Below are 20354 nucleotides of genomic sequence, written 5' to 3' on the forward strand. Positions count from 1 at the left end.
TTCTCAAAAAAGCGGTCATGTGCTTATATATTTCAATATATTTACCCGCAAATTTATTAGATGAAACTTTATTTGCCTCTGCTGCTGGTGGGCTTGATAACAGCTTGCCAGGGCACCGGACCGGCTAAGGAAACTCCCTCACAAGATAGCTTAACTGTTGCAACACCTAAGGTAATTTATACCCCGCCAGTGATAAAAGATACCGCCGATCCTAACCGTCCTCCGGCTGATAGCAACGCTATTACCGGCGACTTTAACGGTGACGGACAAACGGATACCGCTTATATTGTCCGTACCAAAAACGGATATGGTAACCCGGTGGAAGACGGTGTACCGGATGAATATGCCCTGCGATTTTTCGGCACAAAGCTCCCCGCCACTGATATTAGTTGCTGTGAAGCCCGCTTATTTAATGAAGGTGACCTGAACTTTGACGGTGCAGATGAGCTCAGCGTATACCAGGCGCCCATGAATGCCAATACTTATCTGATGACAACATTTACGTTCCGTAATAGTCGTTGGCAACCGCTGATCGAGCCTTTTCTTATTCCAACAGCCGGCGATTATTTGTCGGATGAAGTGTTGAAAAAAAGAGTGTTCCTGGAAAATGGTACCATCTATTTTATGGATGTAGATGTGAATGATGAACACTTTAAACTGGTGAAAACGAAGGCGACGATGTTGTAAAGCAGCGTCACTTTCAGTTAAAGTATTGCTTTAGGTTGACTTAAAGTAATACTTTAAACAAAGGCCTTTTTTCACTAGAATCAACTTCAGATAACTATTTATAATTAAAAGATAATCAACAATATATGAAATCAACCTGGTTAAAAGCTTTTCTTCCTCATATTGCGGCTGTTGTGATATTTGTGGGACTTGCCCTGGCGTTTTGCAGCCCGGTATTGGAAGGCAAACAATTGTTTCAGTCGGACATGATGCATTATGAAGGCATGTCGAAAGAAGCATGGGATTATTACAAGTCTACCGGCGATTTACCGATGTGGACCAACAGCATGTTTGGCGGCATGCCTTCTTATGTCATCTTCACCGGCCCTTCTACTAACAAGATAGGTGTTATCAATAAAGCACTGACTTTATGGTTACCAAATCCCGCCGATATGTTTTTTGTGCTGATGATGGGCATGTATGTTTTTCTGGCGGTAGTGGATGTAAAATACTGGATACGTATCATGGGGGCTGTTGCTTATGGCTTTGCCACCTTCACCGTGGTCAGTATAGATGCGGGGCATATCACAAAGGTGATGGCCATGGCTTATATGGCGCCGGTACTGGCCGGTATGATACTTGCCTATCGTGGGCGCTACCTCGCAGGAGGCTGCTTAACAGCCCTGGCCGCAGCCGTACAGATTTACAATAATCACCCACAGATCACCTACTATACCTTCCTGATGGCAATATGCCTGGGGATAGCCGCAGGTATTAATGCCTTTCGGGAGAAGCAATTGCCCACTTTCATCAAAGCTTCAGTAGTACTGGCCATCGCAGGCGTACTGGCAGTGCTCCCAGCCATGGACAACCTGCTGATCATGAAAGAGTACACGAAATATACGATTCGTGGCAGTCAGTCCGAACTGACACTCAACCCGCAAGACAAAGAACATAAGAAATCCGGCGGTTTGGATATCGACTATGCATTTCAATGGAGTTACGGTAAAGGAGAAACTTTCACCCTGCTGCTTCCGCACCTGGTAGGCGGTTCTTCTAACGGTAAATTATCTACGGGCTCGCATACGTACCGGGCCCTCACAGAAATCGGCGTGCCTCCTGCCAAGGCAGAAGAAGCCGTTAACAGTTCCAGCTGGCAGCTGTATTGGGGTGGTCAGCCGTTCACTTCGGGGCCGGCTTATATAGGCGCTATTATCTGTTTCCTGTTTGTATTGTCGCTTTTCATTATTAAGAGCTGGCAAAAATGGTGGCTGGTAGCCGCTACCATCGTCGGTATCCTATTGAGCTGGGGCAGCAATTTCCCCGAACTCAATAACTTCCTGTTTTATCATCTCCCCTTGTACAGCAAGTTCCGTGCGCCTACCATGGCATTGGCCATTCCACAGGTATCCATGGTGATACTTGCCTGCTGGGCTTTACAGGAACTGGTATATGGCAATCAGCCCAAAGCGGTTTTACAGCAACACCTGAAACTGGCACTGTTTCTCACCGGCGGACTCGTGATACTACTCGCCATTGTTGGCAGTGTGATGTATCCTTTTGCTGGTCCGGGCGACAACGCATTGCTGGCGCGCTATACACAAATGCTGGGAGGCGAAATTCCCGCCGCCAAACTCGTGGGCGCACTGAAACAAGATCGCAGCGCACTGCTGAGAGCAGACGGCATCCGCGCATTGATACTCCTCGTCATCGCTTTTGCTGCTATGTGGTATTTCCTGAAAGGACGCTTAAAACCAGTCATCGCAGTAGCCATTATTACTGTGGCTGTGCTGTTTGATAGCTTCCAGCTGGATAAAACTTTTATGAACGAAGACAACTTCAGTGAAGCGCCATTGGCAGGATTTGTATCCCCATCGCCTGCCGATGAACAAATCCTGAAAGATAAAGATCCTTATTACCGGGTATTTAATCTTACTACCAATCCCTTCCTGGATGCTGGCACCTCTTACTTTCATAAATCGGTAGGCGGCCAGAGTCCGGCTAAATTATGGATCTATGAAGACCTGATTGAACACCAGCTCACCAAAAATAATATGGCGGTGCTCAATATGCTGAACACCAAATATTTCATTGTACCAGATCAAAAATCCGGACAACCTGTGGCACAATTGAATCCTGGTGCGTTGGGCAATGCCTGGTTTGTAAAGGCGATTAACTGGGTACCGGACGCCAATACTGAAATGCAAACGCTGGATCATTTCAACCCAAAAGATACCGCTGTGATAGATAAACGCTTCCAGCCTGTTGTGGGTGCTTTCACACCGGTGGCCGACAGCAACGCCAGCATCGCACTAACAAAATACGGATTGAACCAGTTGCAGTATACGGCGCAAAATACCGGCGAAGGCCTGGCCGTATTCTCCGAGATCTATTACCCCGCCGGATGGAAAGCTTATATAGATCAAAAGGCCGCCGACATCATCCGTGTTGATTATGCATTGCGTGGTTTGAAAATACCTGCCGGTAAGCATGATATCACGTTTAAATTTGAACCAGCCACTTTCTTTCTCGGAAGAAAAATTGCGGCTATCTCCTCCTGGTTCCTGCTGATCGCCGTGGCGGTTGGCTTTTTATGGACTGCGTGGAACAGCTACAAGACATCTTTACCGGATGCGAAGAATTAACTTTCGTCACCGGAAACGATGTTTTTATCACATTTCAATAATACCTCCACGCTGCTGATGTAATTTTTGGATAGTTACTGATTCCAAACATTACCTCGTATGAAAAACATACCCTCTTCCACTACTTCCTTCTTCCTGCCGCCACTCAGCCGGCGCATGGAAGAAGGAAGCCGGCCGGAGGCCCGCTCCCGGGTATCATTCGGGAACCAGGGCACCAGCTACGTATATCCTTACTATTTATTATCCTATAGTAAAGAAGAAATACCTCTCTTTCCCATTCCTCATCCTTCCCTTGGTTGTTCTGTAGAAAAATGAGCCGGCATTTAACCTTAAACAACTGTTATCTATGTTCAAAAGCTATTGGAGAAACGGATGGAAAAATCTCCTTAAAAACAAATTATCCTCCCTGATCAATATCGGGGGCCTTTCTATTGGCTTGGCTACCGGTATTCTTATCTTGCTATGGATCAATGATGAATTTAGCTTTGATACTTTTCATCAAAACAGCAGCAGCCTATACCGGATCCTGGAAAATCGCCAGCAGGAAGGGTCCTGGCAAACCAGTCAGGCTACCCAGGGACCACTGATGAAAAAACTCGTGCAAGACCTCCCGGAGATAAAATATGCTTCCCGCAGCGCTTTCGGTGGTCAGGGACTTTTAGTGGTGGGAGATAAAAGTATCTACCAGGAAAGCACTTATACCGATCCTGCCTACTTTAACATGTTTACCTATCCGGCTATAACAGGCGATCCGGTGACGGCATTGGGGGCACCGGATAACATTGTACTCACCGAAAGTGCCGCCAAGAGGCTATTTGGCACTACTGAGGCCATGGGAAAAATTGTCCGGTTTAATAATCAGCACGACCTGAAAGTGGCCGCCATCATTCGGGATGTGCCGCCTAACAGTACCACCAAATTCGATGTAGTGCTCCCCTTCCGCCTTTTTGAAAAAGAGAATGCTGACTGGATTGAAAAATGGGATAACTATCGCCTGGCCACCTGGGTACAACTGCGGCCAGGTAGCAATTTAGCTGCCTTTAATAACAAGCTGAAAAAGGTGTCCAAACAAACGAGCCTCCCGAACGATCACGAGCACTATTTATTTGCCTATCCTTTTGCTGACATGCGTATGCATGGCAGTTTCAAAAACGGGCAACCCAACGGCGGCCGTATTCAAATTGTGATGTTATTGGGTACGATTGGTTTATTCATTTTATTGATTGCCTGCATCAATTTCATGAACCTGGCTACCGCCCGCTCTGAACGCCGCGCCCGGGAAGTGGGAGTGCGCAAGGCTTTAGGCGCCTCCAGGACAACCATCATCTTCCAATTCCTGGTAGAAGCATTGTTGGTTACATTTCTCGCTATGCTGTTGGGCATACTGCTCGCCAAACTGGCGATCCCTGGATTTAACCGGATCTCGGGCAGAAGTATGATGTTGGGTATCGCCAACTGGAAAATATTATCCGGTATTGTATTGCTCACCTTCCTTACCGGCCTGGTAGCCGGCAGTTACCCTGCCTTTTTTCTCAGCAGCTTCCAACCAGTAAAAGTATTGAAGGGGGCCATCGTAGCACAACGTGGAGGAGGCACTTTCCGGAAAACACTGGTAACGGTTCAATTTGTGATTTCCATCTTTTTGATCATCACCACCATCGTTCTTTACCGGCAGATACAGTATGGAGAAAACAGGCCGGTAGGCTATAACCAGGATATGTTACTGGAAATACCTGCCAGGGGTGATATGGGTGGAAAATTTGCGCTGATGCGGGATGAGTTTTCCCGCATCCCGGAAATAGAACAGGTTTCAGCCGGATCGGATGATCTGTTACGATTTGGTGGCGCGTCAGACGGCGTTCAGTGGCCGGGCAAAACAGCTGATCAGAACTTCCCGGTGATCCTCACCTGGGTACAATATAACTGGGTAAAAACAGGCGGGCTGCAACTGGCTGCGGGGCGCGACTTCAGCCCGGAATATGGAAGTGACACCATGAGTTGCCTGGTTAATGAAGCAGCGGTAAAACGCATGGGATTAAAAGAACCGGTTCTTGGTACCCTGCTGGATAACCATCCTATTGTTGGTGTGGTCAAAGACTTCGTATCCAACGATCCATACGACGCACCCCAGCCCATGATCGTATATCTGAGTACGGGGCCAATGGGCCATCTCTTTGTGCGGTTACGAAAAATATCTAACCCGCAAAATGCACTGGTGAAAATTGAGGCGGCGATCAAAAAAACTAATCCTTCTATTCCTTTCGAGTTTCATTTTATCAAGGAAGCCTATCAGCAAAAATTCAATGGCATCCGGTCGTCCGGGTTTATGTTGAACTGGACCGGGGGGCTGGCTATCCTGATTTCCTGTCTGGGATTATTTGGATTATCTTCTTTCCTGGCAGAACGGCGTACCAAAGAAATAGGCATCCGGAAAATTATGGGCGCCAGTGCCGCACGCATATGGTTTATGCTGGCAAAGGAATTCCTGAAACCTGTTTTCATCGCTTTCCTCATTACCGTACCCATTGCGATACTGGTCATGCAACAGGTGTTGAAGCATGTCGACTATCGCGTTGAATTGCAGTGGTGGATGTTCCTGGCAGCTGGCCTGCTGACTACGCTCATTGCCCTGGCTACTATTAGTTACCAGGGACTCAAGGCAGCGGGAGCCAATCCTGTAAAGGCTTTACAAATGGAATAGCGGCAGCTTAGCGGGGAGAAAGTACGTGTTCCTGGGTATCCAGCAACAGTTGTGTTTGCAACAACACTTCTTTCATCTTCATCTTAAAGCGGGTGGCAGCGGACATTTCATCCGGTATCACGGCTTCCTGCAACTCGCTCTGGAACAGGATACGCAGGTTTTGTTTCAGTTGCAGCAGGTTTTCCTGCTTCACCAAACCGGCGGCAAACCCTGCTTCCAACATCGCCTGTTCCTGTGCCGCATCAAAGGATGGCGCATACCAGATCAGGGGTACCTGTTTCAATCGCTTGATTTTTCTCAGCTCCCGTAAAAATAAAACCGCTTCATCCGAAGGTTGCAAACTGTCTAAAAAAATGTAATCCGGTGTAAAGCCGGATTGCTTTTTTAGATAATCCAGCGCCTTGCTGGTATTATCCTGAGCAATACAAGCTTTGCTGATGTTCAAAAGGTCCAGTGCAAGATAAAACTGGTTACGCCGGTCGCGGTCCGGATCAATTAATAAGGAAGTCAATTTTTCTCTCATCGCAGGGTAGTTTAATGGTAGGATTGTTGGGTGTTGGTGCAAAATTACGCCTGGAAAAGTTCCTGAAAAAATTGGAAGTTCAACTGAAAACAGCTTCTTTCAAAAAACACCAATAATTAACAAAACAACAACATGGTAATCAGGTAGCCGGTAAAACTACCCTGAATTCCGCCCCCTCTCCCGGTATCCCGTTAGCGTAAATATATCCTTTATGATTGGTGGCTATTTTACTGCACAAAGCGAGCCCTATACCTGTTCCTTCAAAAGCCGTCCGATCATTTAATCGCTGGAAAATCTGGAAAATTTTCGTCGCATACATCTGATCAAATCCAATTCCATTGTCTTTTACCACTACCACCCAATAGGCTACATCCTGGTCCAGATCCGGCAAACGGGCCAACTCAATGGCAGATAACGGTTCCGCATATACTTTTATTTGCGGCTGCCGGTCTGGCGATAAGAATTTGAGTGCATTCCCCAACAGGTTGTGGAATAGCTGGTTCATTTGCAATGGACTCACCAATAAATGAGGTAGTTCGTTTGTTTCGAGTTGTACTTCATGCTGATCAATGGGTACTTCAAAATCTATCAGCACATTTTTTAATATTTCATTGAGATCCGTTTCTACAAATGGCTCCTTCACGTGTACGAGGCGGGAATAATCCAGTAGTTCATTGATCAGTTGCGACATGCGTCTGGCACTGAACATCACCTTATCAAGATACATACGGGAGGTATCTGAAAGAATGTCCTTGTTTACATTATACAACATGCCGGCAAAGGTGTGGATTTTACGCAGGGGTTCCTGCAAGTCATGGCTGGTAACATAGGCAAACTGTTCCAGTTCCCGGTTTGATTTTTCAAGATCGACATTAGCATCCTGCAGTTCTTTGGTACGTTGTTCTATTTCAGCTTCCAGTTTAAACGTGAGCTGCATGTATTTGGCTTCGCTATCCTTCAGGGCCGAAAACAGCTGTCGCTGCTGGGTGATATCCCGGGCAATTTTGGACGCGCCAATTACATTTCCGTCGATATCTTTTATGGGAGATATGGTTAAGGAGAAGTCTCTTATCGTCCCATCTTTTGTCATGCGTTTGGTTTGAAAATGATCTACCCGATGCCCGGCTTTCAGCACCTCTATGATTTTAGGCTCTTCATCCAGTTTATCATTGGGGATAATGCTGGTAATGGGTTTCCCGATCATTTCTTCGGCTGTATAGCCAAATAACCGCTCTGCTGCCGGGTTCCAGCTGGTAATGACGCCATCCAGGGTTTTGCTGACAATGGCATCATCTGAATTTTCTACTATGGCGGCCAGTTTGGATAAATGTTCATGTGTTGTTTTTTCATGGGTAACATCCACCAACATGTTTACCGCGCCCGTGACTTCCCCGTCGTCATCCAACAACGGTACCGGGTACGGTTGTATGATCCGGCGGCTGCCGTCAGGTCTTTCTATTACTATTATTTTCCCCCGAACGGGTACCGCTCCCCGGATAGCCTGTGCCATTGGGCAATCATCCAATGCAATGGGGGTAACACCATCCGGTTCATAGATTTTCCAGGAACCGCACCACATATCGATGCCCGCTACAGGTTCCCTGCCCCAGAGTGTTACTGCGGCTTCATTATACAGCAGCACGCGGCCATATTTATCACAGGTATAAACGGCGGCCGGTAAACACGCTATTACCTGGCGGTAGGCGTCTACGCCGGCCTCCTGGCATCGTCTTTCCCTGGAAACACGGATACTGGATGCAATGCCCGACAGAAAATCTTCATATCGTTTATATACTACGGGACCTTGTCCGTGGAGGATTTTATCTGCCGGCAGATGATCTTTTCCTATTGGTATGGTCACCTGGAAGGTACTGCCTTCACCGGGCACACTGCTCATTTGCAACTCACCACCATGCAGTATCGCCAATTCGTTTACCAGGGCCAGTCCTTTATTGTCTGCTTCTTTCTGTAGGAGATAATCCCGGACTGCCGCCATTAAGGAGGGACTTAAGCCCATCCCGGTATCAGATACCGATAATTGTATCGTATTGTTTTGCTGGGTCAGTCGTACTGCCACGGCACCACGCAACGTATACCTGAGGGCGTTAGTCAGCAGGGTGAACAGGATCTTTTCCCACCTGTCCCGGTCTACGTATACATCGGCGTTTATCGGGCCAATATTAGTCACCAGCGTCAGTTTGGCCTGTCGGATAACCGGCTCAAAATGCGACAACAATCCGCTGGTAAAGCTGCTGATGTCTGTTTTTACAAAGGATACGGCGGCTGACTGTTGCCATGCTGTACCAATAGCCAGGATACCTGCTGCACGGCCTGATTCATCCGGAATGGTGCAGGCATGGAAGTGATAGTATAGCCCTTCCCGTTGTACCAGCTGTAACAGGTGGGTATCTTCGATATTGTTTTTTCCCTTCACCAGGCGGGTGAACCGGGGTTGCAGCTGATCCCATAGGTTGCTCCAGGCCAGGGCGGCCGGTAAGCCTAATGGATCCCGATCCTGCGCATCCAATAGCTGCCGGTACGCGTCATTATGTATATGTACCGCATCCTCTCCCCACCATAAAAACATGGGTTGCGGGGAGGCCAGCAAAATACGCATGCAGGTTTTCAGGGATGAAGGCCATTGCGTAACAGGTCCCAACGCAGAGGTCGTCCAGTCAAAAGAACGGATCAGTTTACCGGCTTCTCCTCCACCAAACAGGCAGTCGTCTACCCCACCCACTGGTTCACGGAAAGTCGCCTTTATCGGGGCGTTTAACATCGTACAAAGAATAAAGTCATAAAAGATATACTGGTTGATGCTGTCAGGATATTGTCTTAAAATTCCACAATCAGCAAAAAAACTGGGTAAAAAAATGCACATCAAATACAGTTGTAGTATGCGTTTGATCCTGCTAAGCTTTTCCAGTTCCCTGCCTGCTGCTAACAGTTTCGGGGTGTTGGACCAGTAATCTCAGGCAATCCCTATGGTCCGGCAGCTCCCGCTCTACCATAAGGTTGCAATAATCGTGTCAGTCCCCGGCTACTTATCCGGAAACTTAATTTGTTCATAGGCCGGTGCAGCCTCTATATATCCCAATGGGGTAAACTGTTTACCTTCCTGTTCGTTATAAGCAATAAAGAAATGTTCAATCTCCCGGATGGTTTGAGCGGACACCGCATCCACCCCTTTAAAGGCTTTCGATACCACGGGCACGGCAATGTAGCGGTCGTTTCGCACCACTGTTCCATCTCTTTCACGTTGCTCTGCCTTAATAGCCCCCAATAAGCGGCATTTAATCAGGCAGCCGGGGAAACTTTTAAATTCTGAAATCACCATAACATCCAATGGATCTCCATCGGCCCCCCGGGTACCCAGGATAAAACCAAAGTCATAAGGGAAAACCATCCCGGCGGGTAAAATCTTGTTGAGAACAAAAAAGCGGGATGCCGGATCAAAATCATATTTTTCACTACTCCCTCTCGGGGTTTCAATGACAACAGGTAACTCTTTAATGATCATACGCACATTTTGTTGGTCAATAATAGGATAAAGAGGACTCGACTGCGAAGAAACAAAAAAAGCGGCAACCAAAAGACATATAATACACAGGAGGGCATAATGATTGTACGAATATCATAAAATGATTATCATGAGCGACTTCCAAATACAGCTGCAAAGCCACGACATTGGCGTTACCCGCCAGGATGAAAATGTTTTTATTGTCCGCCTGCCAGAGAAAACCATTCACCTGCTCAAAAGGCAGGATAATGAAGGCGCCAACCATTGGTTTGAAGAAGGAAAAGATAACGAAACGGCACAAACAGCAGCCATCGGAACGGCCATAGAAAGCTGGCTGGCACAACACCATGCCTGAGCAGCCGGCTGAATTTAAATTGGGGACTAACGGTAAAGGCAAAACGTAGTATCCCTACCACCGGAAGCATCCGCAGATGCTCCCCTGACTTACTTATTTCCTTTGTTATAAAAAATAAACAGCCCATCCTTACCCGCTACCACCACGTCTTTTCGCCCTGATCCGGTAAGGTCGTAAACTCCAAAGTAAAGCCCCGCTCCCTTCTCTCCATAGCTGATCACCTGTTTGGTAAATGATTCTCCGTTCCACTTAAAATAATAAATGCCACAAGGGTCTGCGGAACCGGGATCATGATCATTATGTGCACGATACCGCTTCCCGGTAACCAGTTCTTCCTGCCCATCACCATCTATATCCGTCCACAACATAGTATGATACTGGGAATTGTTAGGGTCAATGGTATGTTTAATCCAACTGCGTTTATTTGTTTGGGGGTCTTTATGCTGCTCATACCAATCCAGGCCATAGTCGTGGCCCTGTCCCACAATTAAATCGGTCAGCCCATCTTTGTTGACATCTGTAACGATCACGGGTACACTGGCAGTGCCCAGGTTAAAGTCTGCGTGAAAAGTCCACGGAGCGGTGAAAGGCGCTGCAGGCGCTTCTACCCAGCCTTCCGGCAACACGATGTCTATACGGCCATCGCCATTTATATCTCCGAAACCCAGGCCATGGCCTGATTTGCGATCCAGGATTTTATGCGCGGTAAACCCGCCGGAGGCTTTGTTGTATCGGTAAATAATCAATGGATCGTTGGGGGTATTGGGAATAATTTCCGGGATGCCGTCACCGTCTATATCGAAGGAGCGGGTGGTTTCTATATTGCCAGGCGCGGCTATCACGTGCGCTTTCCATTCACTGTCATTACCGGGGTTTTCTTTCCACACCAACGTTTTACCAAACCAGCCACCGGTAATAAAATCCATGCGGCCATCACCGTTTACATCAAAAGGGATGGTAGAAAAATCGTCCCAGTATTCGCCAAACTGCTTCACGGCGCCTATGTAATGACGCCTGAAATAAGCCGGTCCTTCATACCAGTAGGCGCCAGATACCAGGTCCGGTACTTTGTCGTTGTTCACATCCAACACGGCCACGGATTCATAACTTTCTGCGGCCACCACCTTCTTTTCGAATAGCAGCGTGGGGATCGCACGTTGTTGTGCGGGTAAAGTATTGGCTAACAGTAAGCCGGCGATGGTGGGTATCAATCGTTTTTTCATATCAGCGTGGAATCAGTTATCTCCAACAAGATAATAAACAAGCGGAATTAACTATCCTGGAGTGTCCTGTGGGTTTATTTGCCCAGCCACCGCTTAAAATCTGCCGCCCTTAAACGGCTGATAATGATGTCTTCATATGCTGCTGGCTGTACCTGCAACTTTATTTTACCATCAAACCAGGCAAATACCTGGTCTATGGCGGGATGATGAATGATAAACTGCCGGTTTACGCGAAAAAAATGAGCAGGGTCCAGTTGCGTTTCCAGTTCATCCAGGTTATTATCTACCTGATAATCTAATCCTGTAAAGGTTTTCAGATAATGTTGCCGTTCACGGGTATATATAAACGCTACTTCGTTCACATTCACGGAATAGAGCCGTGAGCCGGCGGCCACCAGGAAGCGCGACTTATACTCCCTGCGGCGCAGTGCCTGCACAATCGCCGACATATCTACTTCCCCTCCTGCCAGGGCATAATATTGCCGGAACTTGGTCAGCGCTGCCGACAAGTCCGCTTTTTTCAGCGGCTTCAAAAGATAATCGATACTGTTATACTTAAAAGCGCGAATTGCATATTCATCGAATGCGGTGATGAAAATGATGTGGGCATTCACGGTTACTTCTTCAAAAATATCAAAGCTCTTACCATCTCCCAATTCAATGTCGAGAAAGATGACATCCGGACCGGGATGTTCGCGCAGCCAGGCGACAGATTTCTCTACCGTATCCAAAACTGCCATCACATTAATGTCTTCATTTTCTTTAGACAACATCTTGATGAGGCGATCTGCCGCAAGCGATTCGTCTTCAATAATCAGCGCATTCATGTTCGCTATAGTTAGTAAAAATTAGGGGTTGCGGGATATCCGAAGATATAAAAATGTGGTTACTTTTCATATATATTCGTTTGTATCAGCGGAATCACCACAGTAAAAAAGCCATCTGCAGCAGTAATCTGCAGCCCTTGTTCTTTCTTTAACAACCGGTAACGCGTACGGAGGTTTTCCAATCCTGTTTTATCGGATGGCTCCCGGTTTATCTTGGGCTGTAAGTTATTCCGAATATGCAGGTTATCTTCGTCATCTGAAAAAATAACAATCGTCAGCGGCCGGTCTCTCGACACTATATTATGCTTCACTGCATTTTCTATCAGGATCTGTAATACAAATGGTGGCAACAGGTAATGTTCTTTTTCCGGCGCTACGGTAATCTGCACAATCAGGGATTCCTCAAAACGGGTACGGAGCATGAGCACATAGGATTCCAGGAAAATACGTTCCTCCCGGAAGGTGGTCAGCTCCCGGCTATTTTTTTTGAGAAGATACCGGTACACTGCTGCCATCTCATCTACAAATGATTCCGCCTTTACAGGGTCATTCACAATTAAAGCACTGAGGGTATTCAAACTGTTAAACAGGAAATGCGGCTTTACCTGGTCTTTCAAAAACTGGTACTGGCTATCCAGGTTACTTTTTTTGAGCCGCTGAGATTCCATAAACAGCTGTTTCCATTGCGACATATAATACAATCCCTCGTAGCCCCCTACCACCAGCAGGCTACAGAGAATGGTTAATCCTGCAATGAATGCATAGTCCCCTATTTTTACCTCGTCATAAAAGCCAATCCATCTGCCCAAAAGCTGATTAGCCAATGCCAGCATACCTAATAACGGAATACCACTAACAACAATGAGCCGGATCCGCTTCATCATATTGCGGTTGCCCGGCAATTTCCGGCGGGAAAACAACACCAGGAAACGGCCTGCTTCACTGGCTGCCACTGCATAAAACAGGGATATCAGTATACAATTCACCGCAGAATCTTTATCGTGAATCAGCATACCATAGAAAAAAAGCAAGAGGAACAGGAAAAGAAAAAGCGGGGCAAACCCTCTTATTTTTCGCTCGTACATTTTTTGGGATTATGATAACTAAGATAAGAGAATTTGGTGGTAAGCAGAAAGCAAACAGCTATTTTAATGAATGAGTGCAGCGAATGTTGTCTTGTACAGGATTAGACTGATTATACTGATTTTGTATTTTATGATTTTAGAAGATAAAAGAAGATTTCAGTGGGTATATCCGCTGTTTTCTCCCCACATCTTTCTTAATCCTAAAAATACAAAATCAGTATAATCAGTCTAATCCTGTACAAGACAACATTCGCTGCGATCTGCTCAAGTCATATATTATGATCCTTCGGTAAAATCATTAACCGCGGAATTCTTACATGTGCAGGTTGTTGCATGATAAACCGCACCGTACCTACAATATCAGCAGTACTCAATGGCTCGTGAATGCCCATTGCTTCCCTGGGATGTACTTCCCAGTCCTTATGCAGTTCTGTCATCACAAGGCCTGGCTCAATACAGGATACCTGTATGTTACTACCGGTAAGCTCCATGCGCAATGCTTCTGACAATGCTTCCATCGCGAATTTGGTAGCGGCATAAGCACCGGCGGTAGGCCTTACTTTTGTACCCAGCACACTGGACATATTAATCACGTGTCCAAATCCCTGTTGACGGAAACGTTTCAGCAATTGGTAGGTTAGCCGGAAAGTAGCGGTAACATTGAGTTGTATCATGTTTGTTACCTTATCAATATCGATGTCTTCAATAGCACCGGTAGCAATGGTACCTGCACAGTTAAAGAGATAATCACAACGGCCATATTTTTCATATATCTCCGCGATCAGCTGATCCTGGAAAGCAGCATCTGATAAGTCTCCCGTAATGGTGGTTACATGAGCACCGGTTAATTGCCGGAGCCGGTCTTCCCGGCGGGCAGTAGCTATCACGGTATATCCATCTGCCTGTAAGGCGTCAGCAATAGCAAAACCAATACCACTGCTGGCGCCTGTTACTAAACATATTTTCATTTATAGCTGGGTTTGTACCAAGATAGCAAAAATAGCTTTTAGCAGTTAGCTATTAGCTTTTAGTGAAATGCAGCGAAGAACATTGATAGCAAAAATAGCTTTTAGCAGTTAGCTTTTAGCTTTTAGTGAAATGCAGCGGAGAACATTGATAGCAAAAATAGCTTTTAGCAGTTAGCTTTTAGCTTTTAGTGAAATGCAGCGGAGAACATTGATAGCAAAAATAGCTTTTAGCAGTTAGCTATTAGCTTTTAGTAAAATGCAGCGAAGATTAACAGATAATGTTCTTCGCTGCATTTTACTAAAAGCTAATAGCTAACCGCTAAAAGCTGCTACAAATCCCATATCCCGGCAGTCCGCTCCAGCGCAACCAATGCGGCTGCATAGTTATACAGGGTTTGATAATAATCCAGCTGCACTTCATTCCAGGTACGTTGTGCATTTAAGACTTCCAGCAAAGAAGTTTCTCCGCGTTTGTAGCTGTATATTTTACCGTCCAATACTTTTTGCGAGGCTTGCAACAGGCCGTTTTCGTATTGCCGTACCTGTTGGGCCACGGCATTATAATTCCACCAGGCTTCCCGCACTTCCGTATTTATTTGGAGTAATACCTGATCATAGGCCAGGGCAGCCTGTTTAACGGCATATTGGGCGGCATGTAGTTCCCCTTTATAGTGATTAGAGAATTTCAATGGCACTGAAATACCAACCGAGGTAGCCATATAGCGGGGCGTAGGTGCTATTTCACTGGTAGCTTCCGCATTATAGCCTATACCGGCATTGAGGCCCAGGTCTATTTTCCGGTTGGCTTTCACCAGGGAGAGTGTTTTCCCGGCCACGGTTTTCCCTGCGTTGGCAGCTACGGCATCGGCACGGGTATCAGCGGCATTGGTGAGGAGATTTTGTAAGATGAATGCCCGCTGCAGGTGTTCAAAGTTCCCCGATGGCCACAACAAGGTATCTGCCCGCACCTGTCCGGTATTTATATGTAGTTGGAGCAAGGCGGTTTTGCGGTCGGCTTCCTGCTGGTATAATTTGTTGAGCAGGTTATCTGCTTCCAGCTTAGATTGACGTGCATCCGTTTCCGTTATTACGCCTTTTTTAAAGCGGATGGCATCGGCGTCCGCCAGTTGTTGCATCAGCAGATACGATTGCTGCTGCACGGTATACAAACGTTGCTGCAGCAGGGCATTAAACCAGGACAGTGTGGCATCTGCCCGCAGATTACGGAAATAGTCCTGCAACAGGGCCTGGGTTTGTTCTACTGTGCTGCGGGCCAGGCCAATGCGGGCCTTTCTTTTGCCGCCCAGCTCTATGGTAGTTTCCAGTCCTACGTTGTAGCCATAAGACAAGTGCAGTACCCGGTGCTGGTTGTCGAAACCACCCAGTGAAAGCTGGGGGTCCGGGAATACTTTGGCGCTCTCGATGCCTGCCGTGGCGATGCTCACATTGTATTGCTCCGCAGCATAACCCAGGTGTTGGGTACTCACCCGGTGCAGGTATTCCTGCAATGTGAGCGGTGCTTTGCTAAAACTGGTGTCAGACTGGGCCATCGTGGCGCTGGGTGCGGATAAGCAGCATATTATCCCGATCCCGTATCTTTTTAAAAATTGCATATAATCACTTTATACTTCCGGTGAAGAATTCCATTTTCTTTCGATGAGATAATACAAGGCCGGCAATACAAACAGCGTGATAGCAGTGGCTGCCAGTAAGCCGTATACAATCACGGTGGCCAGCGGTCGTTGCACATCCGAACCGATGCCGGTGGCAAAGGAAGCGGGCAACAAGCCCAAAGCGGCCACGGAGGCTGTCATCAGCACCGGCCGGAAACGATTGCTGGCGCCGGTAACCACTGCAGTCAACAACGCATATCCCTGCTTTCTCAAATCGTTGATCTGCGAAATGAGGATCACCCCATTTTGAATCGCCACGCCAAATAGGGCAATGAAACCCACAGCAGATGATACGTTCAATGTCATACCCCGGATATTGAGTGCCAGCATGCCTCCGAATAAGGCCAACGGTACAATGCTGATGATCAGGCCTGCCTGCCGGAAGGTGCCGAAAGCGCCATACAACAGCATGAACATGATGGCTAACGCCAACGGCACTACGACTACCAACCTGGCATACGCGCGGTGTTGATTTTCAAACTGCCCTCCCCATTTAATATGGTACTGATCATGATTGTAGGTTACCTGCTTGTCGATGCGCTGCTGTGCTGTTTGCAGGAAAGTGGTCAGGTCACTACCCCGCAGGTTTAGTTTCACGGTGAGGTGTCGTTTGTTTAACTCCCGGGTGATGGTGCTTTCCCCGGTGGCTGTTTTCACGGTAGCTACCTGCGATAACGGAATTTTCGCGCCGGTAGTGGAAGTCAACAACAGGCCCGCGATTTTTTCCGGTGTATTGCGACTATCATCGGTATACCGGCAAATCACATCATATACTTTGTTGCCTGCAAATACCTGGGAAATTGCTTTGCCACCGATGGCCACTTCTATCAGTTCGGCTACATCGCTCACATTGAGCCCGTAACGTGCGATGGCAGACCGGTCTACAGATATTTGCAGTTGCGGCAATGGAGGTTCCTGGTCGATGGCCACATCAGCGGCGCCGGGGATTTGTTTTAACGTAGCAGCTACTGCTGCTGCAATACGTCTGGTTTCTTTAAAATCATCGCCATATACTTTCACTACCAACTCACTGTGTGCACCGGAAATTTTATCCATCACACCATCAATCATCGGCTGACTGAAACCTACGCTATACCCGGGCATAGCAGCATAAGCAGCAGATAAATCGTTGATCAGATCTGCCTTGGTACGGCCATGTTTCCATTCCCGGTAGGGTTTTAAACCAATGGAACATTCGAAATGCGAGGCGGTCCACGGGTCCGTACCGTCGTCGTTGCGACCGGCTTGTACCATCATGTAGGTGACTTCATCAAATTGCAGGGTACGTTGACGCAGGCTATCACTCATTTCCCGGGAGCGCTGCAGCGATATCCCCGGCGGTAGTTGCACCTGCAGCCAGATAGATCCTTCATCCAATGGTGGCAGGAAATCCTTTCCTACTGTTAGGGAGAGGATGATAGCGCCCGTTAGTACCAATGCCAGGGGCATAAATACCTGTTTGGGTTTCGCCATGATTTTTTCCAGGCGTTGCTGGTAGTTGGTGGTCAGCCGCTCCAGCCATTTATTATGATACAGTTGACGGGGCTTGCGATAAATAGCAAATGCCAACCCGGGTATCAGCAACAATGCTACTACCAATGCTCCCAACAGCGCATATCCTACGGTAAATGCCATGGGCGTGAACAGTTTCCGTTCTACTCTTTCAAAAGAAAACAGGGGTAGGTAAGCCGTAATAATAATGACCGTGGCGAAAAGTACCGGCTTCGCTACTGCCGCCGCTTTCTGCGCAATGGAGCTTTCTGTTAACATGTCGGCCGGCTGCTCCTCCCGCTTTTTCAGGATGGCTTCCATCATCACAATAGCGCCATCTACGATGATACCGAAATCGATGGCACCGAGCGACAACAGGTTAGCTGGTATATGTGTAAAGTGCATTAAAATAAACGCAATGAGTAACGCCAATGGAATGGTAATGGCAACAATCAATGCCCCGCGCCAGTTGCCGAGGAAAATGATCAGCACAATAATTACCAGGGCGATACCTTCAAGTAAAGTATGCGATACGGTATCCAGCGTATTATTAATCAGTTGTGTACGATCCAGGTAGGGACGTATCCGTACCCCTTCCGGCAAAATATGCTGATTCAGATCGTCTACAGCGGCGTGTATGCCTTCCAGTACCACCGAAGGATTCTGGCCTTTCAGCAGGAGCACAATACCCTCATCACCTTCGCTGTAATTCACCTGCCGATCGGTATACCCCAGGATGCCTTTGCGTTCCAGGTTACCCAGCTTAAGCTGCCCCAGGTCTTTCAGGTATACCGGTACGCCGTTGACCGACTTCACCACTACCTCTCCGAGGCTCTCCAGTGTTTTCACCAGGCCAATACCGCGCACTACATAGCCGAGATCGCCGATATTGAGTACGCTACCGCCGGCATTGGCGTTGTTGTTACTAATTGCCGTCTGCACGTCTGCCAGCGACACATGATATTGTTCCAGCAGTGTAGGGTCGATCTCCACCTGGTATTGTGCGGTGATACCACCGAAATTGGTAACATCCGCTACGCCGGGCACCTGCTTGATACGGGGAATGATGGTCCAGTTTTGCAGATCCGTCAGCGTTTTCAGGTCGTGTCGGTTGCTTTCAATAATGTAACGATATATTTCCCCGATAGGCGATGTGAGCGGGTCCAGACCAGGTTTGGCGCCATAGGGCAGGTCTACATCATTGAGGCGTTCCGTAATTCTTTGTCTGGCCCAATAATCCTCCATCCCGTCTTCAAATACAATGGTGATCACAGATAAGCCGAAAGTACTTTTGCTGCGCATCACCTGCATGCCCGGCATACCGTTGAGTGCACGTTCTACCGGAATAGTAATTTGTTGTTCTACTTCTTCAGCTGCCAGACCCGGTACCTGCGTTACCACCTGGGAGGTAACGTCTGCAATATCAGGATAGGCTTCCACTGCCAGCTGTTGCCAGGAGTAATAGCCAAACAGGGCCAGGAGCAAAAAGAGCGCAGCAAAGAGCCACCGCTTCTGAATAGCCGTAAAAATCAGTTTGTTCATAAAAATTACTTGAAAAGAAAGGAGTACTTATTTCGCATCGAGCAGGTAAAACCCGCCCGCGGTAACAATCCGGTCGCCGGCTTGCAGGCCGGCAGTAACTACCACCTGGTTATTAATGGCGGCACCGGTAGTAACTGCGCGTTTCACAAATTTTCCGGGTGCAGCAGCTACAAATACATAGGGTGTTTCACCGGCCTGTAAAAGCGCAGTAGCGGGAATCAGCAATGCGGGTGTGGGTTGTTCCCTGAAACTAACGGTGGCGTACATACCAGGTTTCAGCGTATGTGCGGCGTTGGGAACGGTCATTAATACCTGCACACTCCTCGTATCTTCATCTACCACCGCATTGATATGATACACCTTCCCTTTCAGTGGCACACCAGGCAGGGCCACTACTTCAATCGTACAGTCGTCGCCGGTATGAATAAGGCGAATATCTTTTTCTTTTACCTGTCCTGCTACCCATACATCGGATAAATCGGCAATAGTAGCCACACTGGCGGCATCGTCTTTGATAAACTGGCCCAGTACCACTTTGTTTTCAATCACCTCTCCCGCTACCGGCGCATGTACCACCAATGGCTGACCCAACGTTAATTTCTCCGGACTGGCTTTGAATACCTGAAGCCCCATCACCGCATTTTCATATTCCTTCTTTTCTACTTCATAGGCAGTCTGTGCTTCTTCGAGGTCCTTTTGTGTACCTACGCCATTTGCCATCAGGTCTTGCTGTCGTTTCCAGGTTCTTTCCGCCTGTTGCAGCTGCGCTTTCTCCTGGAAGAATACTTTCTGTGCCGCCATAAAATCCGGCGAACTGATTTCGAATAACGGTGTTTCCGGTTGGGTTTTCATACCCAGGCGCAGGTAGGTTTTGGTGACGCGGCCCTGGAAAGGCGGTGCTATCTCCGCGTACTGTGTGGGGATAGCTTTCACCACACCGGCGGTTTGAACTTCATGGCTGTAAGGAGCACTGAGCACCGCATTAATTTTAATACGATTCTCCAGGGCGGAACCAGCGGACAGGATAATGGTATCTCCTGTTGGAACAGCCGTAGTGACAGCATCTTCCTTAACGGCATGACAAGCAGCAGCCGTGAGCATGCCAACAGCAATTAATCTTTTGTTCATATGTTCG

Annotated in this window: 15 protein-coding genes; 5 read left to right on the forward strand and 10 right to left on the reverse strand. The window is 47.6% G+C overall.

The features are described 5' to 3' along the window. Positions 1-60 precede the first annotated feature (60 nt). The 4 genes from AC5ZC7_RS14730 to AC5ZC7_RS14745 all read left to right on the forward strand — a co-directional run bounded on the left by AC5ZC7_RS14730 (position 61) and on the right by AC5ZC7_RS14745 (position 6012). Complete coding sequence (locus tag AC5ZC7_RS14730) at positions 61-687, forward strand: hypothetical protein (protein WP_496162351.1); 627 nt, start codon at positions 61-63, stop codon at positions 685-687. Positions 688-812: 125 nt separating this feature from the next. Beyond that, on the forward strand, positions 813-3311 hold the full coding sequence (locus AC5ZC7_RS14735) for a YfhO family protein (protein ID WP_496162350.1): 2499 nt from the start codon (positions 813-815) through the stop codon (positions 3309-3311). Between the two features lie 99 nt (positions 3312-3410). Continuing rightward, positions 3411-3626 carry a hypothetical protein gene (locus tag AC5ZC7_RS14740; RefSeq protein ID WP_496162349.1) on the forward strand — a complete coding sequence of 72 codons (216 nt, stop codon included), beginning with the start codon at positions 3411-3413 and terminating at the stop codon, positions 3624-3626. Positions 3627-3657: 31 nt separating this feature from the next. Next, entirely contained in the window at positions 3658-6012 is a 2355-nt protein-coding gene (locus tag AC5ZC7_RS14745) for an ABC transporter permease (protein ID WP_496162348.1), read from the forward strand. Between the two features lie 7 nt (positions 6013-6019). Here the strand turns inward: AC5ZC7_RS14745 and AC5ZC7_RS14750 are convergent, their stop codons facing one another. From AC5ZC7_RS14750 to AC5ZC7_RS14760, 3 genes are all read right to left on the reverse strand, one after another. Then, a complete protein-coding gene (locus tag AC5ZC7_RS14750) occupies positions 6020-6535 on the reverse strand; it encodes a response regulator (protein WP_496162347.1) in 516 nt (171 codons plus the stop codon). Positions 6536-6674: 139 nt separating this feature from the next. Continuing rightward, positions 6675-9314: a PAS domain S-box protein gene (locus tag AC5ZC7_RS14755; protein WP_496162346.1), complete on the reverse strand. Its 2640-nt coding sequence runs from the start codon at positions 9312-9314 to the stop codon at positions 6675-6677. Between the two features lie 261 nt (positions 9315-9575). Further along, positions 9576-10055 (reverse strand): inorganic diphosphatase, encoded by a 480-nt coding sequence (locus tag AC5ZC7_RS14760; RefSeq protein WP_496162345.1) that lies wholly within the window; start codon positions 10053-10055, stop codon positions 9576-9578. A gap of 130 nt (positions 10056-10185) precedes the next feature. Here AC5ZC7_RS14760 and AC5ZC7_RS14765 point away from each other — a divergent pair, with 130 nt between their 5' ends. Beyond that, positions 10186-10410 (forward strand): hypothetical protein, encoded by a 225-nt coding sequence (locus AC5ZC7_RS14765; RefSeq protein ID WP_496162344.1) that lies wholly within the window; start codon positions 10186-10188, stop codon positions 10408-10410. Between the two features lie 89 nt (positions 10411-10499). On the opposite strand, the gene AC5ZC7_RS14770 is transcribed toward AC5ZC7_RS14765, so the two are convergent. From AC5ZC7_RS14770 to AC5ZC7_RS14800, 7 genes are all read right to left on the reverse strand, one after another. Further along, entirely contained in the window at positions 10500-11633 is a 1134-nt protein-coding gene (locus AC5ZC7_RS14770) for an FG-GAP-like repeat-containing protein (protein ID WP_496162343.1), read from the reverse strand. Positions 11634-11707: 74 nt separating this feature from the next. After that, positions 11708-12460 (reverse strand): LytTR family transcriptional regulator DNA-binding domain-containing protein, encoded by a 753-nt coding sequence (locus AC5ZC7_RS14775; RefSeq protein WP_496162342.1) that lies wholly within the window; start codon positions 12458-12460, stop codon positions 11708-11710. Positions 12461-12519: 59 nt separating this feature from the next. Beyond that, complete coding sequence (locus tag AC5ZC7_RS14780; protein WP_496162341.1) at positions 12520-13545, reverse strand: histidine kinase; 1026 nt, start codon at positions 13543-13545, stop codon at positions 12520-12522. A 269-nt stretch (positions 13546-13814) separates the two neighbouring features. Beyond that, complete coding sequence (locus tag AC5ZC7_RS14785; protein WP_496162340.1) at positions 13815-14513, reverse strand: SDR family NAD(P)-dependent oxidoreductase; 699 nt, start codon at positions 14511-14513, stop codon at positions 13815-13817. A gap of 329 nt (positions 14514-14842) precedes the next feature. Next, on the reverse strand, positions 14843-16126 hold the full coding sequence (locus AC5ZC7_RS14790; protein WP_511911567.1) for a TolC family protein: 1284 nt from the start codon (positions 16124-16126) through the stop codon (positions 14843-14845). Positions 16127-16135: 9 nt separating this feature from the next. Continuing rightward, on the reverse strand, positions 16136-19219 hold the full coding sequence (locus AC5ZC7_RS14795) for a CusA/CzcA family heavy metal efflux RND transporter (RefSeq protein WP_496162338.1): 3084 nt from the start codon (positions 19217-19219) through the stop codon (positions 16136-16138). 27 nt (positions 19220-19246) lie between these two features. Further along, the gene (locus AC5ZC7_RS14800) at positions 19247-20347 is read right to left on the reverse strand and encodes an efflux RND transporter periplasmic adaptor subunit (protein ID WP_496162337.1); all 1101 of its coding nucleotides are present in this window, start codon (positions 20345-20347) and stop codon (positions 19247-19249) included. Positions 20348-20354 lie beyond the last annotated feature (7 nt).

It is taken from the genome of Chitinophaga sp. 9-1-y (assembly GCF_059511905.2).

Excerpts from the sequence above, each read along its gene's own strand:
- AC5ZC7_RS14780 (WP_496162341.1), bottom strand. The coding sequence starts at position 13,545 with ATGTACGAGCGAAAAATAAGAGGGTTTGCCCCGCTTTTTCTTTTCCTG.
- AC5ZC7_RS14745 (WP_496162348.1), top strand. The coding sequence starts at position 3,658 with ATGTTCAAAAGCTATTGGAGAAACGGATGGAAAAATCTCCTTAAAAAC.
- AC5ZC7_RS14735 (WP_496162350.1), top strand. The coding sequence starts at position 813 with ATGAAATCAACCTGGTTAAAAGCTTTTCTTCCTCATATTGCGGCTGTT.
- AC5ZC7_RS14785 (WP_496162340.1), bottom strand. The coding sequence starts at position 14,513 with ATGAAAATATGTTTAGTAACAGGCGCCAGCAGTGGTATTGGTTTTGCT.
- AC5ZC7_RS14775 (WP_496162342.1), bottom strand. The coding sequence starts at position 12,460 with ATGAATGCGCTGATTATTGAAGACGAATCGCTTGCGGCAGATCGCCTC.
- AC5ZC7_RS14795 (WP_496162338.1), bottom strand. The coding sequence starts at position 19,219 with ATGAACAAACTGATTTTTACGGCTATTCAGAAGCGGTGGCTCTTTGCT.
- AC5ZC7_RS14730 (WP_496162351.1), top strand. The coding sequence starts at position 61 with ATGAAACTTTATTTGCCTCTGCTGCTGGTGGGCTTGATAACAGCTTGC.
- AC5ZC7_RS14770 (WP_496162343.1), bottom strand. The coding sequence starts at position 11,633 with ATGAAAAAACGATTGATACCCACCATCGCCGGCTTACTGTTAGCCAAT.
- AC5ZC7_RS14755 (WP_496162346.1), bottom strand. The coding sequence starts at position 9,314 with ATGTTAAACGCCCCGATAAAGGCGACTTTCCGTGAACCAGTGGGTGGG.
- AC5ZC7_RS14750 (WP_496162347.1), bottom strand. The coding sequence starts at position 6,535 with ATGAGAGAAAAATTGACTTCCTTATTAATTGATCCGGACCGCGACCGG.
- AC5ZC7_RS14765 (WP_496162344.1), top strand. The coding sequence starts at position 10,186 with ATGAGCGACTTCCAAATACAGCTGCAAAGCCACGACATTGGCGTTACC.
- AC5ZC7_RS14790 (WP_511911567.1), bottom strand. The coding sequence starts at position 16,126 with ATGCAATTTTTAAAAAGATACGGGATCGGGATAATATGCTGCTTATCC.
- AC5ZC7_RS14760 (WP_496162345.1), bottom strand. The coding sequence starts at position 10,055 with ATGATCATTAAAGAGTTACCTGTTGTCATTGAAACCCCGAGAGGGAGT.
- AC5ZC7_RS14740 (WP_496162349.1), top strand. The coding sequence starts at position 3,411 with ATGAAAAACATACCCTCTTCCACTACTTCCTTCTTCCTGCCGCCACTC.
- AC5ZC7_RS14800 (WP_496162337.1), bottom strand. The coding sequence starts at position 20,347 with ATGAACAAAAGATTAATTGCTGTTGGCATGCTCACGGCTGCTGCTTGT.